This is a genomic window from Streptomyces sp. LBL, assembly GCF_029893585.1.
Lineage (GTDB): Bacteria > Actinomycetota > Actinomycetes > Streptomycetales > Streptomycetaceae > Streptomyces.
In genome coordinates this window covers 65,201-85,281 of record NZ_JARXYX010000018.1, presented here as the reverse complement: position 1 = coordinate 85,281, position 20,081 = coordinate 65,201, and the positions used below count along the sequence as shown (strand labels likewise).

The following is a 20,081-nucleotide window of genomic DNA, read 5'->3' as shown; positions in this document are numbered from 1 at the left end:
CGCCGTACTCGGAGAGATGCTGGAGCTGGGCGACGAGGCCGTAGAAGCCCACCGCGAGGTTGGGCGCATGGCAGCCGAAAACGGCGTCGATCTCGTCGTGGCGATCGGAGGAGACCTCGCGAAGCAACTCGCCCTTGCAGCCGGCGCGGCAGGCGTGCCCGACCTTGCGATGGTGGGCGACAACAAGACCGCCGCGGCTTTCCTTCACACCATCCTGAAACCTGGGGACAAGGTGCTCATCAAGGCGTCGCGCGGCGGCCAGCTCTGGTAGATCGCCCAGTCCCTCACGGGCCAGCCCGTCACGAACCTGTCCGGCCAGCCCCTCGAACCCGAGACCGTCGAGGCCGCCCAGCCCTGAGCGCGGCATAGCCCGGCCACCTCGGCGGCCGGGCCTTCGCCAATTCGGCCTCGCGCGCTTCGATCACCACATCGACGGTCTGACCGATGGCCACCGCCGAGACGGAGTGTGCGTTCGGGCAGGTCTCAGTGTCCTCGGCGAGGACTTCCCCTGTGTCGGTGTCCGTGACGACGCTCTTCACCACGGGCTCGACATGCGGCCCCTCGTTGTGCCTTTCGCTCGCACGCTCACTCTGTGAGGTCAACCATGTACCGCTAAGTAACCTCGGACGCGGATCACCGTTTATCGGACGCATTCACCCACACCGGAATCGAACACATGTCGGCGGTAGTGTCTACGTCGAGCGCAAGCCGCCTCGTATGAACGCGTCCGGCAGGAGAAACGCCCCATGGCAGACCGCAAGCCCATCGAGTCATGGCTGACCGACATGGACGGTGTGCTCATCCATGAGGGCGTACCGATCCCCGGCGCCGAGGACTTCCTCAAGCGGCTGAAGGAGTCCGGGAAGCCCTTCCTGGTTCTGACCAACAACTCGATCTACACCCAGCGCGACCTACACGCGCGCCTGGCCCGCATGGGCCTCCATGTGCCGATCGAGAACATCTGGACCTCGGCTCTTGCCACGGCACAGTTCCTCGACGACCAGCGGCCGAACGGCACGGCGTACGTCATCGGCGAGGCGGGCCTGACAACTGCCCTGCATGCGATCGGGTACGTCCTGACCGACACGGAGCCCGACTTCGTCATTCTGGGTGAAACTCGGACATACTCCTTCGAGGCCATGACGAAGGCTGTCCGGCTGATCAACAATGGCGCCCGCTTCATCGCCACGAACCCCGACGAGACTGGGCCTTCCACGGAGGGGGCACTCCCCGCTACGGGGGCCGTCGCGGCACTGATCACCGCAGCGACCGGCAAGAAGCCGTACTTCGTCGGCAAGCCGAACCCGCTGATGATGCGCGCCGGGCTGAATGCCATCGGGGCTCACTCGGAGACCTCGGCCATGATCGGCGACCGGATGGACACGGATGTACTGGCGGGCCTTGAGGCCGGTATGCAGACCTTCCTCGTCATGACTGGAGTGACCCAGCCGGGTGAAGTGGACCGCTTCCCGTACGGGCCTTCGAAGGTCGTGAACTCGATTGCGGACCTGATCGACTACGTCTGATCGCGGGGAATCCGCCACAACGAAGAAGGCCCTCCCGGTATCCAGGGAGGGCCTTCTTGTTGGTCTCGGCGTGTGGCCGATGTCTTACAGAGGGCGACAAACCGCAGGTCAGGGCCAAGTATGTTTTGGTCGTCCGAGTCTCACCCAGAATGACGAAGTCGGGCTCCGTGTCGGTCAGGACGTACCCGATCGCATGCAGGGCAGTTGTCAGGCCCGCCTCGCCGATGACGTACGCCGTGCCGTTCGGCCGCTGGTCGTCGAGGAACTGTGCCGTGGCCAGGGCTGATGTCCAGACACTACCGTCGGCATGTGTTCGAGCCGGTGTGGTGGACCGGGGGCGGCTCACAGGCCGGTGACGGGCTGCCCGACCGGGTCCGAGACCCGGGTGGTGAGGGTGACGACCCGTTCGGAGCAGTGCGGCCCAGCCCGGGATGCGGGGCCGGTGACCGGGGGAGAGTCTCCAGGTATCTGGAGGTTCACGATGGGTTCAGCGAAAATCACTCTCTGTGCCGGTCTCCTGGCTGTCGTCGCGTACGTTCCCACGGCGTACGCGCAGGACGGCGGTCTCTCGGTCAGCCCGTCGTCCCCCGCTCCCGGCAGCGACGTCGGCCTGCGGATGAGCGGCTGCGGGGAGAAGACCGCCACGGCCGTCTCCGCCGCGTTCGTCGCGGACGCCGAACTCACCGTCGCGGACGACGTGCTCGTGGGCGAGAGCCGGGTGCGCTCCACGCTCAGGGCGGGCACGTACGACGTGAAGGTCAGCTGCGGCGACATCGACCGCGAGATTCCGCTGACCGTCGTGGACAGGACGGTGACCGTCGTGAACAGGCCGGGGCAGGCCGCCGGCCCCGCCTCGCCGGTCGCCCCCGCCTCGCCCGCCTCGCCCGCCACCTCCGCCGCACCCGTAGCTCCCGTCCCGCGGGCCGCCCCCTCCGCTCCCGCTCCCGTCCCGCGGGCCGCCCCCTCCACCCCCGCCTCGCCGGTCGCACCCGTGCAGGCCGGCGGCGGAGGCACCGCGCGTCTGGCCGCCGCGGGCGACGCACGCGAGGCCGGTCCCGGCACCGGGCACGCGGTGATCGGGCTGCTCCTCGCCGGGGTCGCCGCGGTGGCCGTCGTGCTGCGCGGCAGCCGCCGGAGCCGTAGGACGGGCTGACGCCATGGGAAAGCACGAACACCTCTCCGCCGACGACCACCCAGCCGACCGCGCACGCCCCTCCCACACCGGCCGGCTGCTCACCGGCGTGGCCTGGGTGGTCCTGCTGCTCGGGCTGTGGCTGTGGGGCCGCGAGGTGACCGACGTACGGCCCGGCACCTCCGCGCCCGACACCGGCGACATGGCGGCGGTCGGCCGGCCCCCGGACGTGGACCTGCCGCCCCCGCACCGGCCGCTCGGGAACGCGCTCCCGCAGCGCGTCGACGTCCCCCAGCTCGGCATCCAGGCACCGGTCGTCGCCCGCGGCCTCGACGGGCAGGGGGCGATCGACCCGCCGTCCTACGACCAGGCGGCGGTCGTCGGCTGGTACGCGGCCGGAACGAGCCCGGGCGCGGCAGGGACCGCACTGATGGTCGGGCACGTCGACACCGAGACCCGACCCGCCGTCTTCTACAAGATCAGCGCGATGAAGCCCGGCGAGAAGGTCCGGGTGTTCCGCGACGACGGCGAGATCGCCGAGTTCACCGTCGACGACGTCCAGGTCGTCACCCGCGACCGCTTCGACGCCCAGCAGGCCTACGGCCCCCGCCGGACCGGACGGGCCGAACTGCGGCTGATCACCTGCGGCGGCAGCTTCGACCAGGCGAGCCGCAGCTACACGGCGAACGTGATCGTCTCGGCGTACCTGACGGGCACCGGGCCGTGACGGGACCGACTGTGCCCGGGCCGTGACGGGGCCGACAGTGCCGGGGACCGTGACGGGACCGACTGTGCCGGACGCTGGTGGGCGCTCGCGGACCCGACGCCCGGCGGACCGCGGAACCACCCCCCGTACAGGGCCGCGAGGGCGGTCACCAGGCGCTCGCGTATCCCGCGCGTCGGGGCTGTAACAGCTCGCGGACAAGGTTCGAACGACCTCGTGGGCAGCACGACGGGTGTGTCAGGATTGAGACTTGGCATGGTGCACCCAAGGGGGAGTTGGATGTACGTCAGCAGGGGGGCCGGAACGAGGGCTGCCACGGCGGTGCTGGGGATGGCGCTGTTCGTCGCGGGCTGTTCCTCGGGGGACGGGGGCGGGGACGGAGGGGGGAAGAACGGCGACGACGCGGGGGCGGCGATCAGCCAGCAGCCCAAGGCGACCGACCCCTTCTGGGTGAACCCGGACGGCAACGCGGCCCAGCAGGTGGCGGACTACGAGAAGGCCGGCAAGAAGGCGCAGGCCGAGCAGATCCGCGAGATCGCCGAGCAGCCGACCGGCGAATGGATCGGCCCGGAGAACCCGGAGCAGGAGGCGCGCGGTTTCACCGAGGCCGCCGAGAAGGCCGACCGCACGGCCCTGCTGGTCCTCTACAACATCCCGCACCGCGACTGCGGCCAGTACTCGCAGGGCGGCGCCGCCGACGGCAACGCCTACCGCTCCTGGATCGACGGCGTGGCCAAGGGCATCGGCGACCGCTCGGCCACGGTCATCCTGGAGCCCGACGCCGTACTCCACCTCGTCGACGGCTGCACCGGCGAGCAGTTCCACGAGGAGCGTTACGCCCTCCTCAAGGAGGCTGTGGGCAAGCTCGCCGCCTTGAAGGACACCAAGGTCTACCTGGACGCGGGCAACGCCGGCTGGGGCCACCCCGACCAGATCTTCGAGCCCCTCCAACGCGCGGGCATCGCACAGGCCGACGGCTTCGCGGTCAACGTCTCCAACTTCTACTCCACCGAGGACTCCCTCGCCTACGGCAAGGACCTCTCCTCAAAGGTGGGCAACAAGCACTTCGTCATCGACACCAGCCGGAACGGCAACGGCCCGTACAAGGGCGGCAACCCGGACGAACGCTGGTGCAACCCGCCCGGCCGCGCCCTGGGAGAACCACCCACCACGAAGACGTCAGACCCCTTGGTCGACGCCTACGTCTGGGTCAAACGCCCCGGAGAATCGGACGGCGAGTGCAAAGGGGGCCCGAAGGCGGGCCAGTGGTGGGTGGATTACGCACTGAAGTTGGCCAAAGCCTCAGACTGACGGCAATTCCCCGCGCCCAAACGCGGGGAATTCCCCGCGCCCCGACGACGGCAATTACCCGCGCCCCGATGACGGCGATTCCCGGCGCCCCGGCGACGGCAATCGCCCGCGCCCCGACGACGGCGATTCCCGGCGCCCGAAGAGGGCAATTTCCCGCGCCCCGACGACGGCAACTCCCCGCGCCCCGAACACGGCAATTCCCCGCAGCCCCCCCCCGGAAGGGGGTGCGGGGAACGGGGCGGAACCGGCAGACGAACCCGTGCCTACCGCGGCGGCATCAGGGAACCTTCACCCACCGCGCCTTCGACGGCGTCCCCTGATCGTCGTCCACGAACAGCATGTACCACCCCGACTGAACAAGGTTCTTGTTCTTCGGCACCGTCACCGTGATCTTGTTCCCGGACGTCTTGAAGTCCAGGGCGATGGACCGCTGATCCACATCCGTCACATGCGTGGACGCACTGGGCCGGATCAACCGCACCTTCTTGACCGACGACGCGTGCTGAGACGTGAACGTCCCCGACCCGCCACGCGCGATCGTCCCCGGTCCGCCCGACAACGACGGCCGGGCATCCCGGTACAGATACGGCGGCGTGTACATCTCGATCCGCTGCTCGAAGGTTCCCGGCTTCGTGTTCGCCTTGTCCCCGTACAGCGAGTCCGACCCGAAGAACACCACCCGCCCGTCCGGCAGCAGCAGCGACCCGGAGTGGTAGTTGCGCCCCACCAGCGGATCAGCGACCTTCTTGAACGTGTTGCTGTCCGGGTGGTACAGCCGTGCCTGAAGGATGTTGGAGTCGCCACGCCCCCGATAGTCCTCCGAACCGCCCGACACCAGCACGGAGTCGTCCGGCAGCACCGAGGCCTGCGGATACCGTGTGCCCTTCTCCAGTGTCGGCCCGTCCACGAACTTCGGGTCGGCCGCCTTCAGGTCCACGATCCGCGTCTTGTTGCTGGACAGCTTGGACTCGCCGACCCCGCCGCCGCCGATCACCATGAACTTCTCGTCCTGCGCCGGCGGCAGCAGCACGGTCCCGGACGTCTCCATCCGGTCCGGGTCGCTCAGCCCGGGGATCTTCGTGAACTTGTTGGTGTCCACGTCCCACACGCCCGGGACGCGGCCCACGTCGTCCGGCCCGTAGCCCGCGTTGGAACCCGAGTAGAAGACCCTGCCGTTCTGCATCAGGAACAGCGCGGGGTACGTAGGGAACTGACGGGTCTTCGGCAGATACGTCCACTTCCTGGTCTTCGGGTCGAAGACCTCGTTCTTGCCCGGGACCAGCTGCCCGATGTCGTCGAGGCCGGAGACGCTGAGGATCTTCCCGCTGCTCAGGGTGGTGAGCGTCGGATACCAGCGGGCCTCCTTCATCGGGTCGACCTTGATGTACTTCTCGGCGATCGGGTCGAACTCGAAGGCGTCGCGGATGCCCTGGAAGTCCTTCTTGTCGAGGGCGAGTTTCTGCGCGATGCCGTACGTGTTCTTCGCGTCGGCGCCGGTCAGGCCCTGGACGGTGTAGTTGTCCTGCGTGCCCGTCTCGTACTTGGCGCCGCTCTTCTGCGCCTCGACGTAGATGCGGCCGAGGCCCGGCGTGTTGCCGAGGAACCTGCCGGTCTGCTTGTCGAAGTTCTTCGTGGCCCGCTCGACGACGACCGGGTCCTTCGACACGAAGGTCTTGCCGTTCTCCTTGCCCACGAACGTGGTGCCCGCGGGCAGCGTGATCGGCTTGTCCGGGTTCTCGTTGTGGACGACCATCAGGCCGCCGGCCTTGGTGATGTCACCCTTCAGCTTCTCGTACCGCTTGGTGCCGCCCGCGATCAGCAGGTTGCCGTTGGCGAGCTGGGTGTGGCCGGTGCAGAACAGGTCCTTCGGCGTCGGGATCTTCTTGATGGTGCCCTTGACGGGATCCCAGACCCGGGTGTCGAACTTCTTGTCGTCGAAGTTGTCCTGGTTGTTGCCCGAACCCGCGACGAGCAGCACCTTTCCGGTGCGCAAGAGCGCCGCGTGAATGGTGTTCTGCCGGTACTTCTCGGGGAAATCGATGACGTCCCACTTGCCGTTCTCGGCTTTGTACTCGGGTTTGTTGATCTGGTACTGGTGGTATTTCGCGGTCCCGAAGCGGTACACCCACGGTCCGTTCATCCCGGCCAGCGCGAGCACCACCGCCGTGCCTATCGCGAGTCGACGGGCGCGGCGGCGGCCTGCACGGTCGTTCATTCCTTACGTCCCCCAAGTCCACCAAGGGCGATCTGCATGGTCTGGTCGCCCGTCCCGTTCGAGTCGGCCCAGCTCGGCTTCTGCTGCGGAGCGTGCTGCGCCGGAGCGTGCTGCGCCGGGGCGTGCTGCGCCGGGGTGCGCTGCGTGGGCAGCGACTGCGACTCGTAGGGCCCGGCGTGCGCCGCGGGCTGGAGGGGCGGGGCGACGGGAACCGCGTCCTGCGGCTCCTGCTCGGGCACGGCGGGCTTCTTCTTCTCCTGACGCAGCATGTGGCGCCAGGCGAAGATCGGCGTCGCGGTGATCAGCGTGGCGAACATCGCCCAGATGATCATCGCGGGGTGCGAGTGCCCGAAGACGAAACCGGCGGTGATCGAGCCGCCGAAGATCGCGATGAAGTACCAGTGGTACCGGAAGGTCCCGAACCAGCGGTCGGGGCTCGCGGAATCACCCTTTGGAGTGACCACGAACTTGCTTTTGCGGCGCAGGACGGAGTCGATCAGCGCCTTGGCGTACAGCGGCGCGGACAGCGCGGACATCACCATGCCGGCCACACCGCCGGATCCCTCCGGCTCGTGCGGCGAGACGTTGTGCCGGCGGTTCCAGATGTACAGGCCGATCTGCAGCGCGGAGGCGTTGCCGTAGAGCATCAGCCACACGGTCGGGTCGATGTTCACACCCGAGGCGCCCAGGCCCAGGAACAGCGCGCAACTCAGCGCCGCGAGGATCCAGTTGAGGGCGGACATCGGGTAGAAGATGATCATCATCGTGTAGTTGAAGAGCTTGCTCGGCGGCAGCGAGTACCAGCCCTTCCAGTACTGCTTGAGGATCGTCTCGTACGTACCGCGGGACCAGCGCATCTGCTGGGTGAAGAAGTCCGTCCAGGCGCTGGGACCCTCACCGACCGCGAGGACGTCCGGGGTGTAGACCGAGCGCCACTTCTTGCCCGTGGCCGGGTTCTTGGCACGGTGGATCTCGAAGCCGGTGGCCATGTCCTCGGTGATCGAGTCGTACAGGCCGCCGATCTGCTGGAGGGTCCTGATCCGTACGGCGTTCGAGGTGCCGACGAACATCGGCGAGCCGTACTTGTTGCCGGCACGCTGGATCAGCGCGTGGAAGAGGAACTGCTGCGACTCGGCGGCCTTGGTGACGAAGTTGTCGTAGTTGCCGTAGACCTGCGGGCCGATGACGAAGCCGATGTTCGGGTCACGGAAGAAACCGAGCATCCGCTCCAGGTAGTTGGGCAGCGGCACATGGTCGGTGTCGACCGAGGCGAAGAACTCGTAGTCGTCGCCGTGCGCGTCCAGCCAGGCGTTGTAGTTGCCGTGCTTGGTCTTGGCGCGGTGCGGTCCCGAGGGCTGGTTCCACTTGGCGACACCCTTGCGGGAGAAGTGGTGCACACCCAGGCGCGCGCAGACCTCCTTGACCGCCGGATCGTCGCCCTCGTCCAGGAGCCAGACATGCATGAGGCCGCGGTGGCGGATCCGCACCGCGGCTTCCAGGGTCTTCGTCACCATCTCCAGCGGCTCCTTGCCGGGCACGAAGGAGGTGAGGAAGGCGACTCTGGTACCGGTCTCGGGCACCACCGGGATCGGGTCGCGGGCGACCAGGGTGGCGTGCGCGTTCGACAACACGTTCATGCAGCGGAAGAACTCGATCAGACCGATCGAGACGAGCATCACGATGTCGAGCGCGGGCAGCCAGGAGAAGGCCGGGTAGTCGCGCTCGGTCCAGTGCTCGGGCTGGAGCAGCCACGCGAGCAGCACCAGCGACAGCAGCGGTGCGGCGGCCAGCATCAGAGCGACCCGGATGCGGTGCGGCTCCTGCGAGATCAGCGAGCGGTACTGGACTCTGTACGGCTTGGACGGATCGGGCTGGGTGAGGGGACCTGCGAGCCGGCTGTAATGCTCGTAGTCGTACTTCGGCAGCGTCTTCTTTATCCGGCGGAACGCGCCGGTCCGATGTGACGGCACCCTCAGCTGGGTGGTCTGGGACGGGTCGTAGTTCTGCCGGGCGCCCGTCGGCGTCGACGTCATGAGTCATCCCCCCACACGCGGGTCACCGCGTGGTGTCGTGTCTTTCTACTGCTCGGGTCCCCCTCGACCCTCCACAGTCGTATCAGATGGGCCACAGTCACCACTTCGTCCACATCCATGGACACAGAACCGCGGCCTTCCGGTTGCATGATGCCCCCCTCGGCATCGCTCCATGAACGGGGCCCCTCATCCCCGCAACACCGGCAACCGGCTCCTTGCCCCCCAAGTGCCGCGTATACGCAGCATCTTGAAAACCAGGGTTCTACGGTGTTCATCATGATCGCAAGATGCGAAACGCGGTGTTTACCGGTCATACGCGTTCATTGTGGCCCCTGTGGGGAGCTTGTGGAGCGGTTGTGGACAGCCGGGCGCGGACGGTGGCGAGGTGTTTTCTTGTGACCTCCTCTGCCGGTATCGCGTCGGCCGACCCGGCCGCGCCCGGGGCATTCCGGCGTTGACGGCGGGTGACCTGCGGCTCCTCCCGTACACCGCCTGGATCCGTGCCTACGCGGAGGAAGGCGACCCGGAACAACTCCGGCACCTCGCTCAGTAGCGCGTTGTCGGTTCCGCGCTACCAGGTGGCGTGAAGCGCGCGGTCGGTCCCGGCGAGACCGGGTTCCTCGCCGGCCTCCCGTTCCATACGGCCGGAGGGCGCGTCCAGTTCAACGGAGTCCGGCCGACGGGGGAGCCGTTCCTTCCGGGAACACTTACGGGAGAGCTTGCGGGAAGGATTCTGGGGGCGCTTCCAGGGGGCTTTCAGGGGTGCCTCCGGAAACGCGAAAACCCCCCGCTGTCGCGAGGGGCTTCCCACTGTCGTGCGCCGCCAGGGACTCGAACCCCGGACCCGCTGATTAAGAGTCAGCTGCTCTAACCAACTGAGCTAGCGGCGCCTGCTGACCTGCACAACTCTACCGGATGCGGGAGGGTGCCCCGGACCATTCACCTGCCGCCCGGCGGAACCGCAGGCCCACCACCCGGAGCAACCGCCGTACATCATTCGGACCGTCAGAATGCGCGTCGGGAAGACAGTTGAGAAACTGACAGACGTGTACAGGTACGGATATTTCAACCCAAGGTGTGAGGGGAACGGCATGGCGGCTCCGGTCTTCGAGGAATTCGATCCCGCGAGCGACTGCGACTGCCCCGGATGCGTTCACTGGCGGCGAGTCCTGCCGCACTCCCGGGCCGGCCGCCACCCGGCCGCCCACCGGGCCGTGGTTCTCGCCGCCGCGGCCTCCACCACGCTCGTCGTGGGTCATACGGCACCGGCCCTCGCCGCTCCCCACGCCCCCGCCCGCCCGGGCGTTCCCGCGGGCGACGCGCCGGACACCGCGCAGAGCGGCGGGACCCCGCTGCGCGACCCGGTCGGGACGCCGGAGAAACCGTCGGTCGGGAAGGCGGAGAAACCGTCGGTCGGGAAGGCGGCGAAAGCGTCGGGCAGGGCGTCGGCGACCACTCGCGCGGACATCATCCAGCGGGCCAGGGAGTGGGTCGCCGCGAAGGTGCCGTACAGCATGTACGCGTACTGGGGCGACGGATACCGGCAGGACTGCTCGGGCTTCGTGTCGATGGCCTGGAACCTGCCGGGCAGCGAATGGACGGGCAGCCTCGACCAGTACGGGGTGCGGATCGAGAGGGACGACCTCCAGCCCGGCGACATCCTCCTCTTCCACAACGCGGCCGACGCCCAACGGGGATCCCACGTCGTGCTCTTCGGTGGCTGGACCGACTCCACGCACACCTCCTACATCGCCTACGAGGAGACCCGCCCGCATGCCCGCCGGAAGACCACCCCGTACGCCTACTGGAACAACGCCGACCGCTATGTCGCCTACCGCTACAAGGGGCTCGCGGGCGGCACGGCGGGGGAGACGCCGGACGGCACCGGGGGTGCGACGCAGGACGGCACGCAACCCGGCACCGCCGAGCCGGCCATCACCAGGGGCGACGCGATGGCGTACCCGGGCCGCGCGTACTTCGGCCCCGGGGCGAACAACAGGCACGTCACCCGGCTCGGCCGGATGCTCGTCGAGCGCGGGGCGGGGCGCTACTACACCTCCGGGCCCGGCCCTCGCTGGTCGGACGCGGACCGCAGGGCCACCCGGGCGTTCCAGGAGGCCCAGGGCTGGCGGGGCAAGGACGCCGAGGGGAGGCCGGGCCCGCGGACCTGGAAGCTGCTGGTGACGGGCGCGGGCCGGGACATCACGAGCGGGGCGGACGAGAGCGGAGCGGCGACGAGCGGGACGGTGATGAAAGTGACGGCCGAGAGCGGAGCGGCGACGAGCGGGGTCACGAGAGGGACGGCGACGAAGGGGGCGGCGGGGCCGCCCGCGCCCTCCTCGCACGGGGTGCCCGGCTATCCGGGACGGGCGATGTTCCGGCCGGGCGCCGACAACGAGTACGTCACCCAGCTCGGGGAGCAGCTTCTGAAGAAAGGGTTCGGCATGTACTACACGACCGATACGGGACCGCGCTGGGGCGAGGCGGACCGGCGAGGCGTCGAGGCCTTCCAGCGCGCCCAGGGCTGGCGGGGCGGCGCGGCGGACGGCTACCCGGGACCGGAAACCTGGCGGCGGCTCTTCTCCTGACCACGGCTGTCCCGTTCCTGACCACGGCGTGTGCCGCTCTTGACCGCGGCGCGTGCCCTTCCTGACCACGGCGTGTGCCGCTCTTGACCGCGGCATCTGCCGTTCCTGACCACGGCGTCTGCCGTGGCCCCCTGTTGTGACGCATCTGGCGCGGAGGCTGGAGGCACCGATGAGTACGACCACTTCACACACCCCTTCACACACCCCTGAGCCCGAGGGGCCGACTGAGCCCGAGGGGCCGGCCGGGAGTCCGTCCCGGCCCGCCCGGCTCATCCAGAACGAGGCGACCACCGAGATCCCCGTCCATCTGCTGTTCCGCGACGACCCCAGCCCGGTGGCGGTGCCGCTGGCGCCCGCGGTCGTGGCACGCCGCCAGGGGACGGGTGAGCAGCCGCGCCTCAGGCGCCGGATGCCGTCCGGGCCCCGGCCCGTACCGGAGGTCGACCCCGCGCTGGGGGAACGGCCCGCGCGGGTGCTGCCGGGCACGGCGGGGGTGTTCGCCGGTGCCTGCGGGGTGGCCGGGGGCGTGGCCACCTCGTGGTGGGCGGGTATGCTGCCGCCGCTCGCGGTGCACGCGCTCGGGCTGCCGGCGTCCGCGGGCACCGGCCTGGGGCCCGTGCAGTGGGCGGCGTACGCGGGGGCCGGCGCCCTCGGACTGTTCGGCTTCGGCGGGCTCGCCCGGGGCCGGACCGGGCGGGCCTGGGTGCTCGGCCTGTTCGGCCGCTACCGGGGCACGGTCCGGCGCACCGGCCTGATGTGGGTCAACCCGCTGCTGCTGCGCCGCCGGGTGGACGTACGGCTGCGGCACTGGCGTACCGAGGAGATGCCCGCGGCCGACGCGAGCGGGGTCGCGTTGCGGGTGGCGGTGCTGGTGGTGTGGCGGGTGCGGGACACCGCGAAGGCCACGCTGGGCGTGGAGGACCACGAGACGTATCTGCGCGAGTGCGTGGAGGCGGGGCTCGCCCGGGTGCCGGTGGAGATGCCGGGCTCCGGCCGGGGTTCCGTCGACGCGGCCGGGGATGCGCTGACCCGGCTGGTCGCGGGGGACGCGGCACCGGTCGGCATCGAGGTGTTCTCGGTGCAGCCGCTGCGGGTGGAGTACGCCCCCGAGGTCGCCGCCGCGATGCACCGCCGCCGGATCGCCGCGCTGGACGCCCAGCAGCGGGCGAGCGTGCTCACCTCGGTGGTGGACTCGGTGGAGGACACGGTGACCCGGCTGACCATGCGCGGACTGGTGGAGCTGGACGACTACGAACGCAAGGCGCTGGTGAAGGACCTGACGGTGGCGTTCTGCTCGGGACGAGGGGAAGCCGCCTCCTGATGGGGATGGACATGTTCAAGGAGCCGCAATAATCTGGGCCTTGGTCTAGACCTACCTGCACAGCTCGCTGAATTTCCCCCACGTTCTCCAGGAGCGGCAGCATGCGCAAAAAGACCAAGTGGTACGCCGCCGTGCTCGGCCTCGCGACGACCGGAGCGCTGGTGCTCTCGTCCCAGGGTGCGAGTGGACACGGCTACACCGACCTTCCCGTCAGCCGTCAGAAGCTCTGTCAGAACGCCTCCGTGACCAACTGCGGTGACATCCAGTACGAGCCGCAGAGCGTCGAGGGCCTCAAGGGCTTCCCCGGAGCCGGCCCGGCCGACGGTCAGATCTGCTCAGGCGCCAACACCCGCTTCGCCCAGCTCGACAGCGCGAAGACCCCCTCGGGCGGCGCCTGGCCCACCACGAAGGTGACCGGCGGTCAGAAGTACACGTTCCGGTGGCAGTTCACGGCCATGCACGCCACCACCGACTTCAGGTACTACGTCACCAAGGCGGGCTGGAACCAGAGCCACAACCTGGCCCGCTCCGACCTCAACCTCACCCCGTTCCTGACCGTCCCCTACAACGGCCAGCGGCCCCCGAACATGCTCTCCCACTCCGGCACCCTGCCGTCCGGCCTGAGCGGCCACCACGTCATCGTCGCGGTGTGGACGGTCGCGGACACGACCAACGCCTTCTACGCCTGCTCGGACGTCACGTTCTGACGTTTCTGATCCGGTTCGGGGGTGTCGGAACCTTGAGCGTTCCTTGAGGCCGTCCGGCACCCCCCACGGGTAGGTTCCCCCCACACGCCGCCGAGCGTGACGGCGTACGGACCCCGGGGGACACCATGGAAGCCTTCTTCTACGTCGTGCCGCTGCTCATGATCGGGCTCGTGTCCTATGCCGCGGTCACCGTGACCCGCCGGGCCCGGGACATCAGCAGTGCCTGGAGCAGCGGTCTGACGGCCCAGGCACGCTGTCTGCGGACGTACACGACGACCAGCGGCGGCGGTGAGACGGCCGTGAGCACGGTACTGCACCACGTCTACGAGTTCGCCACCCGCGAGGGCCGTGTCGTCCGGTTCGACGAGACGGGCGGCCCGGGCACGACCATCGAGGGCGACGTCGTCACCGTGCACTACGCGGCGGACCGCCCCGAACGGGCCACCGCCAAGGCGCCGGCGCCCGGGAAGCTGGCGGCGGGCACCGGCTGCTTGCTGGCGTTCTTCGCGGTGATCATCCTGATCTGCCTCGGATTCATGGCCGTGGCCCACGCGATGTTCGACGCCGCCGCGACCTGATTCCGCAGTCGTTCGCCCTCCACATCTGACGGACCGTCAACTACTGTGCGCGCCCATGGAGTCCAGTCGGCACGGCACGGTGGCGGAGCTCGTGGCGGCACGGTGGGGCGACCACCGGCCGGGGCTGTGGTGCGGGGAGCGGACGCTCACGCATCACGAGGTGTCGGCGGGGGCCGCGGCCCGGGGCGCGCTGCTGGCGGACCTGCTGCCGGCCGCGGCGCACATCGGTATCCTGCTCGACAACACCCCCGAGTACCCGCTGTGGCTGAGCGCCGCCGCCGTCGCCCGCATGGCCGTCGCCGGCATCAACCCCACCCGGCGGGGCCCCGAACTGGCCCGCGACATCCTGCACGCCGAGTGCCGGATCCTGGTCACCGAACGCACCCACCTCCCGCTCCTCACCGGCCTCGAACTCCCCGGCGTACGGCTGCTGGTGACGGACACGCAGGAGTACGACGCCCTGCTCGCCCCCTACGCGGACGCGCGGCCGGACCCCTCCCGGGCCACCCCCGCCGACCGCCTCCTCCTCTACTTCACCTCGGGTTCGACCGGCGCCCCCAAGGCCGCGCTCTGCTCCCAGGGCCGCCTGGCCGCCGCCGGGCGCTCCCTGGCCGACCAGTTCGCCGTCCGCGCCGACGACGTGCACTACGTGTGCATGCCGATGTTCCACGGCAACGCGGTGATCGCCGACTGGGCTCCCGCCCTCGCGGCCGGGGCGGGCGTGGCGCTCAGGCCACGGTTCTCGGCGTCATGGTTCCTGGCGGACGTACGGCGGTACCGGGCGACGTACTTCACCTACGTGGGCCGCGCGATCCAGTACCTCCTCGCCACCGAGCCGGGCCCGGACGACCGGGACAATCCGCTCCGGCTGGGCTTCGGCACCGAGGCGGGGGCGGTGGACGCGGCGGCCTTCGAGCGGCGGTTCGGAGTGCGGCTGGTGGAGGGGTACGGGTCCTCGGAGGGCGGCGCCGCGATCCAGTGGCGGCCCGGCACACCGCCCGGCGCGGTCGGCCCGACGGTGCCCGGCCTGGCCGTCCTCCACCCCGAGACGCACGAGGAGTGTCCGCCGGCCGTCCTCGACCCGGCGGGGCGGCTGCTGAACGGGGACGAGGCCATCGGGGAGCTGGTGAACTTCGGACCGAGCCCCTTCGAGGGCTACTGGCGCAACCCCGAGGCGGAGTCCGAGCGCCGGCACGACGGCGGCTACTGGACCGGCGACCTCTTCTACCGGGACGCCGACGGCTTCCTCTACTTCGCGGGCCGCACGGACGACCGTCTCCGCGTCGACAGCGAGAACCTGGCCGCCGCGATGATCGAGAACATCCTCGCCCGGTACGAGGGCGCGGTGGCCGTCGCCGTCTACGCGGTGCCGGACCCGGTGACCGGGGACCAGGTGATGGCGGCACTCGCGGGCGACTTCGACCCCGCGGACTTCGCGGCGTTCCTGCGCGCCCAGCCGGACCTGGGGACGAAGATGGCGCCCCGGTTCGTCCGGGTGGTGGAGCGGATGCCGGTCACGGCCACGAACAAGATCCACCGGGCGCGGCTCAGGAAGGAGGGGGTCCGGTGTGCCGATCCGGTGTGGTGGCGACCGCCCGGAGAGCAGACCTACCGGAGGCTGACCTCGGAGGACGCCGAAGGGCCCCTCGTCTCACGAGAGGCCCTTCATCGGTGCGCCGTCAGGGACTCGAACCCCGGACCCGCTGATTAAGAGTCAGCTGCTCTAACCAACTGAGCTAACGGCGCATGACTCCCGCCAGCCGCTCTCCGCGGCTGACGACAGAGAAAATACTACCCGGTCCGCGCGAGTGCTTCGGACCACCTGCCGGGCGGGCCGGACCCCCGCGTCCGCGGCATGATCCACCCAGCAGGCCCTACAGCGCCAGGGACAGCAGCACCGGTGCCGCCCCCCGGTTCAGCCGGTCCGCGGCCTGGCGGAGACGGTGCGCGTGCTCGACCGGGAGGGACAGGGCGAGGCAGCCGACCGAGGAGCCGGCCGTGATCGGGACGGCCGCGCACACCGTGCCGACCGCGTACTCCTGGAGGTCGAGGTGGGGCACGGTCGGCGGCTGGGACTCCAGGCGGGACAGCAGCAGCTTGTCGCTGGTGATGGTGCGCGAGGTCAGGCGGGCCATCTTGTGCCGGGAGAGGTGGTCCCGCCGGCCGTTGTGGTCGAGTTGGCCGAGCAGGCTCTTGCCGATCGCGGTGGCGTGGGCGGAGTGGCGGAAGTCCACCCACTCGTTCACCGCGGGGGTGCCGGGGCCGGCGGCGTACTGCGTGACGTTGATCTCGCCGTCGACGTACCGGCTGATGTACACGGCGGCGCCGACCGAGTCGCGCAGCCGGTCCAGGACCCCCTGGAGCTTCTCGCGCAGGGTCCGTTCGCGGTCCCGGGTGGAGCCCAGGCGGGTGAGGGCGGCGCCGGTGACGTACGCCCTGTCGGTGACCTGCTCGACGTAACCCTCGCGGCGCAGCATCCTCAGGAGCGTGGTCAGGCGCTCCGGGCCGATGCCGGTCAGGCGGGCGAGTCGGCTGTCGGTGACTCCGGTGGTGTGCCGTGCCACGGTCTCCAGCACCCGCAGGGCGTCCTGGGCCGAGTGGTACGGCGCGGTCGGCTCGTGCATCAGCGCCACGGTGTTCCCCTTGCGCTCGCTCGGTCGCTCTACAACTGGGCCGTAATCTCTACAACTGGGCTGTAATCCGGACAGCGAATCGCGTCCACGATAGCGGGCACATGGCGTGCGGCGAGCGGTTGTTGACAAGAGCCTGCTGACGAGATTCCGAGGGCCCGGCACCCCTGTCAACAGGAACGCTGACACCTGGCATGTGCCAGAGGTATGACCCGGTGCCGGGACCTCGGACGTTGAGCGCCGTTCACCTCTGGGAGATCACAGCACCGCGCCGAGGAATTCGCGGGTCCGGTCGTGCTCGGGATCGCCGAAGATCTTCTCCGGGGGGCCGGACTCGATGACCCGGCCCGAGTCGAACATCAGGACCTGGTCGGAGATGTCCCGGGCGAAGTTCATCTCGTGGGTCACGCAGAGCATCGTGATGTCGGTGGTGCGGGCGATGTCCCGCAGCACGTCCAGGACACCGGCCACCAGCTCCGGGTCCAGCGCGGAGGTCACCTCGTCCATCAGCAGGATCCGCGGCCGCATCGCCAGCGCCCGCGCGATCGCCACCCGCTGCTGCTGCCCGCCGGACAGCTGGCTCGGACGGGCGTCGGCCTTGTCGGCGAGACCCACCAGGTCGAGCAGGTCGCGGGCCCGCTCGTCCGCCTCGTCCCTGGACATCCCGAGGACGGTGACGGGGGCCTCGGTGATGTTCCTCAGGGCCGACATGTTCGGGAACAGGTTGAACTGCTGGAACACCATCCCGATCTTCTTGCGGACCTCCCGGACCTGCTTCTCCGGTGCCGGGAACAGCTGCTGACCGTCGACGGTGATCGTGCCCTCGTCGGGCTTGGTCAGCGTCATCAGCAGCCGCAGGATCGTCGTCTTGCCGGAGCCGGACGGCCCGATCAGCGTGACGTGCTTGCCGGAGTCCACGGAGAAGTCCAGCCGGTCGAGGACCGTGTTGGACCCGAACCGCTTGGTGACCCGCTCCAGCCGGATCAGCTCGCTGCCGTCCACCGGCGGGTTGGAGTGGGCGTCGGGATCTTTCATCAGGGAGGTGTCAGTGGACAAGACGTCGCTCCAGTGCTCGCAGGAGAAGGGAGGCCAGATAGGAAATGACGATGAAGGCCACGCCGATCACGGTCAGGGGCTCGGTGAACTGGAAGTGCTCCTGGGAGAACAGCCGCGCCTGGCCGAGCATCTCCAGCACGGTGATCACCATCAGCATCGGCGTGTCCTTGAGCATCGCGATCACGTAGTTGCCGAGCGCCGGCACCACCCGACGGATCGCCTGCGGCAGGATCACCACCCGCCAGGTCCGGGCCACCGGCAGGTTCAGCGCCGTCGCCGCCTCCCACTGGCCGGCCGGCACCGCCTCGATGCCGGCCCGGTAGACCTGCATCGTGTACGTCGAGTAGTGCAGCCCGATCCCGATCACACCGGTGCTCAGCGCCGACAGGGTCACGCCCCACTCGGGCAGCACATAGAAGAGGAAGAACAGCTGGACCAGCAGGGGAGTGTTGCGCACGAACTCCGTGACCACCCCGACCGGCCAGCGCACCCAGCGCGACGGCGTGCGCATCAGCATCGCCCACACCAGGCCCAGTACGAAGGAGATGACCGACCCCAGCGCCAGCGCCTGCAGGGTGATCAGCAGACCGTCCCAGAAGTGCGGCATGAAGTCGCTCACCGCGTTCCAGTCCCACTTCATACGACAGCACCTCCGACCCCGGTCGTCTCCGCAGGCTTCAGCTCCCGCGCGTCCACGCCGCGCTGCGGCGCCTTCCCGACGCCCGCCTTCAGTTTCTTCTCCAGCCCGCGCATCACCCGGGTGAGCAGGAAGGCGATCACGAAGTAGATCACCAGCAGATACGAGTAGATCTCCGCGCTCTCCTGCAGCGCGAGGCGCACCAGGTTGCCGCTGAACGCCAGGTCGCCCATGCCCATCACCGACACCAGCGCGGTGCCCTTGAGCAGCTCGATCAGCAGGTTGGAGAACGGCGGGATCATCTCCGGCACCGCCTGCGGCAGCAGGATCAGCCGCATCCGCTGCCAGGGCGTGAAGCTCAGCGCGATCCCGCCCTCCTGCTGCGCCGGGTCGACGGCCTTCAGCGCACCGCGCACGATCTCCGAGCCGTACGCCCCGTAGGTCAGCCCGAGCGCGAGCGTGCCCGCCCACATCGGCACCAGCTGCCAGCCGAAGGCGATCGGCAGCACGAAGAACACCCAGAAGATCATCACCAGCGCGGAGGTCCCGCGGAACACCTCGGTGTACAGGCCCGCGAGGAAGCGGACGATCCACAACCGGTGGGTGCGGGCCACACCCGCGACGAAGGCGACCGCGGCGGCCAGCAGCGCGCTGAACACGAGCAGCTGGACCGTGGTCCATATGCCCTTGAGTACCAGTTCCCAGAGTCCTGAGGTCATCCGCCGCACAGCTCCTTCGCGGTGAGGTCGGTCATCTCGGCCTCGGTGAACCCGAAGGGCTTGAGGATCCGGAACAACTCCCCGCTCTTCTTCAGCTTCCGCAACTCGACGTTGAAGGCGTCCCGCAGCCCGGTCTCGGTCGGCCGGAACGCGAAGGCGCCCCCGTCGACATGCGGTTTGCCGCCGACGATGGGCGTGAAGGCCTTGGTGGACTCGGCCTTGCCCGACTTCTTGACCACCTCGCGGGCGGTCAGCGCGGTCCCGGCGAAGGCGTCGACGCGCCCGGCCTCCACGGCGTTCAGCCCGGCGACCTGGTCCGGCACGATCAGGATGTCGCTCTCCTTGTACCCGGCCTCGACGGCGTACTGGATCTCCGCGTATCCGGTGCCGGTCGCGAACTTGGCCTTCTTCTCGACGATGTCCTTGTAGGTGCGCAGGCCCTTCGGGTTGCCCTTGCGCACGATGAAGGAATCGAGCATCTGGTAGTCGGGATCGGCGAAGATGACCTGTTCGCAGCGCTCGGGATTGACGTACATCCCGGCGGCGACGACATCGAACTGCTGGGAGTTCAGACCGGGAATCAGCGAGCCGAACTCGGTCGGTACCGGCTGGACCTTGTCCACCCCGAGCCGTTTGAAGATGACCCTCGCGAGTTCGGGTGCCTCGCCGGTCAGATCGCCGTTCCTGTCGATGTACCCGAACGGGATCTCGCCTGCGATTCCGAGCCGTACGACACCGGCCGCCTTGATGCGGTCGAGGAGATCACCGCCCTCGGTGGTCGAGGCGGTCGCCACGCGCGAGCAGCCCGCCGCACCCAGCGCGCCGAGCGCCGCCACCCCCGCGAGCAGCGACCGGCGTGTGGGTCTGGACGTGTGTGCGCCATGTTCCATAGGTGGAGCCATGG

General features: G+C 69.3%; 16 protein-coding genes, 2 tRNA genes and 2 pseudogenes. 10 read left to right on the top strand and 10 right to left on the bottom strand.

Going from position 1 to position 20,081, the window contains the following annotated elements; translation table 11 throughout:
* Positions 1-16 precede the first annotated feature (16 nt).
* The gene (locus M2271_RS22160; RefSeq protein ID WP_348539182.1) at positions 17-271 is read left to right on the top strand and encodes a UDP-N-acetylmuramoylalanyl-D-glutamate--2,6-diaminopimelate ligase; all 255 of its coding nucleotides are present in this window, start codon (positions 17-19) and stop codon (positions 269-271) included.
* A 475-nt stretch (positions 272-746) separates the two neighbouring features.
* A complete protein-coding gene (locus M2271_RS22155; protein ID WP_280889029.1) occupies positions 747-1,526 on the top strand; it encodes an HAD-IIA family hydrolase in 780 nt (259 codons plus the stop codon).
* 106 nt (positions 1,527-1,632) lie between these two features.
* On the opposite strand, the pseudogene M2271_RS22150 reads toward M2271_RS22155, so the two are convergent.
* A pseudogene (locus M2271_RS22150) lies at positions 1,633-1,824 on the bottom strand (hypothetical protein); the annotation flags it as partial.
* A gap of 183 nt (positions 1,825-2,007) precedes the next feature.
* On the opposite strand from M2271_RS22150, the gene M2271_RS22145 reads away from it, so the two are divergent.
* From M2271_RS22145 to M2271_RS22135, 3 genes are all read left to right on the top strand, one after another.
* Positions 2,008-2,679, top strand: coding sequence for a hypothetical protein (locus M2271_RS22145; RefSeq protein WP_280889028.1), 672 nt, complete (start codon positions 2,008-2,010; stop codon positions 2,677-2,679).
* A gap of 4 nt (positions 2,680-2,683) precedes the next feature.
* Positions 2,684-3,385 carry a class F sortase gene (locus M2271_RS22140; protein WP_280889027.1) on the top strand — a complete coding sequence of 234 codons (702 nt, stop codon included), beginning with the start codon at positions 2,684-2,686 and terminating at the stop codon, positions 3,383-3,385.
* A 276-nt stretch (positions 3,386-3,661) separates the two neighbouring features.
* Positions 3,662-4,693, top strand: coding sequence for a glycoside hydrolase family 6 protein (locus M2271_RS22135; protein ID WP_280889026.1), 1,032 nt, complete (start codon positions 3,662-3,664; stop codon positions 4,691-4,693).
* 277 nt (positions 4,694-4,970) lie between these two features.
* Here the strand turns inward: M2271_RS22135 and M2271_RS22130 are convergent, their stop codons facing one another.
* The 3 genes from M2271_RS22130 to M2271_RS22120 all read right to left on the bottom strand — a co-directional run bounded on the left by M2271_RS22130 (position 4,971) and on the right by M2271_RS22120 (position 9,831).
* Positions 4,971-6,908 carry a kelch motif-containing protein gene (locus M2271_RS22130; RefSeq protein ID WP_280889025.1) on the bottom strand — a complete coding sequence of 646 codons (1,938 nt, stop codon included), beginning with the start codon at positions 6,906-6,908 and terminating at the stop codon, positions 4,971-4,973.
* Complete coding sequence (locus M2271_RS22125) at positions 6,905-8,941, bottom strand: glycosyltransferase family 2 protein (protein WP_280889024.1); 2,037 nt, start codon at positions 8,939-8,941, stop codon at positions 6,905-6,907. The genes M2271_RS22130 and M2271_RS22125 overlap by 4 nt, the downstream gene beginning before the upstream one ends.
* Positions 8,942-9,757: 816 nt before the next feature.
* Positions 9,758-9,831 (bottom strand) — tRNA-Lys (locus M2271_RS22120).
* Positions 9,832-10,032: 201 nt separating this feature from the next.
* Between M2271_RS22120 and M2271_RS22115 the strand changes: the two genes are divergently transcribed.
* The 5 genes and pseudogenes from M2271_RS22115 to M2271_RS22095 all read left to right on the top strand — a co-directional run bounded on the left by M2271_RS22115 (position 10,033) and on the right by M2271_RS22095 (position 15,842).
* Positions 10,033-11,529 carry a peptidoglycan-binding protein gene (locus tag M2271_RS22115; protein WP_280889023.1) on the top strand — a complete coding sequence of 499 codons (1,497 nt, stop codon included), beginning with the start codon at positions 10,033-10,035 and terminating at the stop codon, positions 11,527-11,529.
* Between the two features lie 169 nt (positions 11,530-11,698).
* A complete protein-coding gene (locus M2271_RS22110) occupies positions 11,699-12,850 on the top strand; it encodes an SPFH domain-containing protein (RefSeq protein ID WP_280889022.1) in 1,152 nt (383 codons plus the stop codon).
* Between the two features lie 101 nt (positions 12,851-12,951).
* Positions 12,952-13,557: a lytic polysaccharide monooxygenase gene (locus M2271_RS22105; RefSeq protein ID WP_280889021.1), complete on the top strand. Its 606-nt coding sequence runs from the start codon at positions 12,952-12,954 to the stop codon at positions 13,555-13,557.
* A 125-nt stretch (positions 13,558-13,682) separates the two neighbouring features.
* Positions 13,683-14,135, top strand: a complete 453-nt coding sequence (locus M2271_RS22100) for a DUF3592 domain-containing protein (protein WP_280889020.1) — start codon at positions 13,683-13,685, stop codon at positions 14,133-14,135.
* A gap of 55 nt (positions 14,136-14,190) precedes the next feature.
* Positions 14,191-15,842 (top strand): annotated as a pseudogene (locus M2271_RS22095) (AMP-binding protein).
* On the opposite strand, the gene M2271_RS22090 reads toward M2271_RS22095, so the two are convergent.
* The 6 genes from M2271_RS22090 to ehuB all read right to left on the bottom strand — a co-directional run bounded on the left by M2271_RS22090 (position 15,808) and on the right by ehuB (position 20,067).
* A tRNA-Lys gene (locus M2271_RS22090) sits at positions 15,808-15,881 on the bottom strand. The pseudogene M2271_RS22095 and the gene M2271_RS22090 overlap by 35 nt on opposite strands.
* Positions 15,882-16,009: 128 nt before the next feature.
* Positions 16,010-16,768, bottom strand: coding sequence for an IclR family transcriptional regulator C-terminal domain-containing protein (locus M2271_RS22085; RefSeq protein ID WP_280889019.1), 759 nt, complete (start codon positions 16,766-16,768; stop codon positions 16,010-16,012).
* Positions 16,769-17,023: 255 nt separating this feature from the next.
* Positions 17,024-17,800 carry an ectoine/hydroxyectoine ABC transporter ATP-binding protein EhuA gene (gene ehuA, locus M2271_RS22080; RefSeq protein ID WP_280889128.1) on the bottom strand — a complete coding sequence of 259 codons (777 nt, stop codon included), beginning with the start codon at positions 17,798-17,800 and terminating at the stop codon, positions 17,024-17,026.
* A gap of 10 nt (positions 17,801-17,810) precedes the next feature.
* Complete coding sequence (ehuD, locus tag M2271_RS22075) at positions 17,811-18,461, bottom strand: ectoine/hydroxyectoine ABC transporter permease subunit EhuD (RefSeq protein ID WP_280889018.1); 651 nt, start codon at positions 18,459-18,461, stop codon at positions 17,811-17,813.
* Positions 18,458-19,177 carry an ectoine/hydroxyectoine ABC transporter permease subunit EhuC gene (gene ehuC / locus M2271_RS22070; RefSeq protein ID WP_280889017.1) on the bottom strand — a complete coding sequence of 240 codons (720 nt, stop codon included), beginning with the start codon at positions 19,175-19,177 and terminating at the stop codon, positions 18,458-18,460. Before ehuC ends, ehuD begins: the two co-directional genes overlap by 4 nt.
* Positions 19,174-20,067, bottom strand: a complete 894-nt coding sequence (ehuB, locus tag M2271_RS22065) for an ectoine/hydroxyectoine ABC transporter substrate-binding protein EhuB (protein WP_280889016.1) — start codon at positions 20,065-20,067, stop codon at positions 19,174-19,176. The genes ehuC and ehuB overlap by 4 nt, the downstream gene beginning before the upstream one ends.
* Between the last annotated feature and the right edge of the window lie 14 nt (positions 20,068-20,081).

What these genes read in the sequence shown, in the direction of transcription:
- M2271_RS22160 (WP_348539182.1), top strand. Translation starts at nt 17, where the DNA reads ATGCTGGAGCTGGGCGACGAGGCCGTAGAAGCCCACCGCGAGGTTGGG.
- M2271_RS22155 (WP_280889029.1), top strand. Translation starts at nt 747, where the DNA reads ATGGCAGACCGCAAGCCCATCGAGTCATGGCTGACCGACATGGACGGT.
- M2271_RS22145 (WP_280889028.1), top strand. Translation starts at nt 2,008, where the DNA reads ATGGGTTCAGCGAAAATCACTCTCTGTGCCGGTCTCCTGGCTGTCGTC.
- M2271_RS22140 (WP_280889027.1), top strand. Translation starts at nt 2,684, where the DNA reads ATGGGAAAGCACGAACACCTCTCCGCCGACGACCACCCAGCCGACCGC.
- M2271_RS22135 (WP_280889026.1), top strand. Translation starts at nt 3,662, where the DNA reads ATGTACGTCAGCAGGGGGGCCGGAACGAGGGCTGCCACGGCGGTGCTG.
- M2271_RS22130 (WP_280889025.1), bottom strand. Translation starts at nt 6,908, where the DNA reads ATGAACGACCGTGCAGGCCGCCGCCGCGCCCGTCGACTCGCGATAGGC.
- M2271_RS22125 (WP_280889024.1), bottom strand. Translation starts at nt 8,941, where the DNA reads ATGACGTCGACGCCGACGGGCGCCCGGCAGAACTACGACCCGTCCCAG.
- M2271_RS22115 (WP_280889023.1), top strand. Translation starts at nt 10,033, where the DNA reads ATGGCGGCTCCGGTCTTCGAGGAATTCGATCCCGCGAGCGACTGCGAC.
- M2271_RS22110 (WP_280889022.1), top strand. Translation starts at nt 11,699, where the DNA reads ATGAGTACGACCACTTCACACACCCCTTCACACACCCCTGAGCCCGAG.
- M2271_RS22105 (WP_280889021.1), top strand. Translation starts at nt 12,952, where the DNA reads ATGCGCAAAAAGACCAAGTGGTACGCCGCCGTGCTCGGCCTCGCGACG.
- M2271_RS22100 (WP_280889020.1), top strand. Translation starts at nt 13,683, where the DNA reads ATGGAAGCCTTCTTCTACGTCGTGCCGCTGCTCATGATCGGGCTCGTG.
- ehuA (WP_280889128.1), bottom strand. Translation starts at nt 17,800, where the DNA reads ATGAAAGATCCCGACGCCCACTCCAACCCGCCGGTGGACGGCAGCGAG.
- ehuD (WP_280889018.1), bottom strand. Translation starts at nt 18,461, where the DNA reads ATGAAGTGGGACTGGAACGCGGTGAGCGACTTCATGCCGCACTTCTGG.
- ehuC (WP_280889017.1), bottom strand. Translation starts at nt 19,177, where the DNA reads ATGACCTCAGGACTCTGGGAACTGGTACTCAAGGGCATATGGACCACG.
- ehuB (WP_280889016.1), bottom strand. Translation starts at nt 20,067, where the DNA reads ATGGAACATGGCGCACACACGTCCAGACCCACACGCCGGTCGCTGCTC.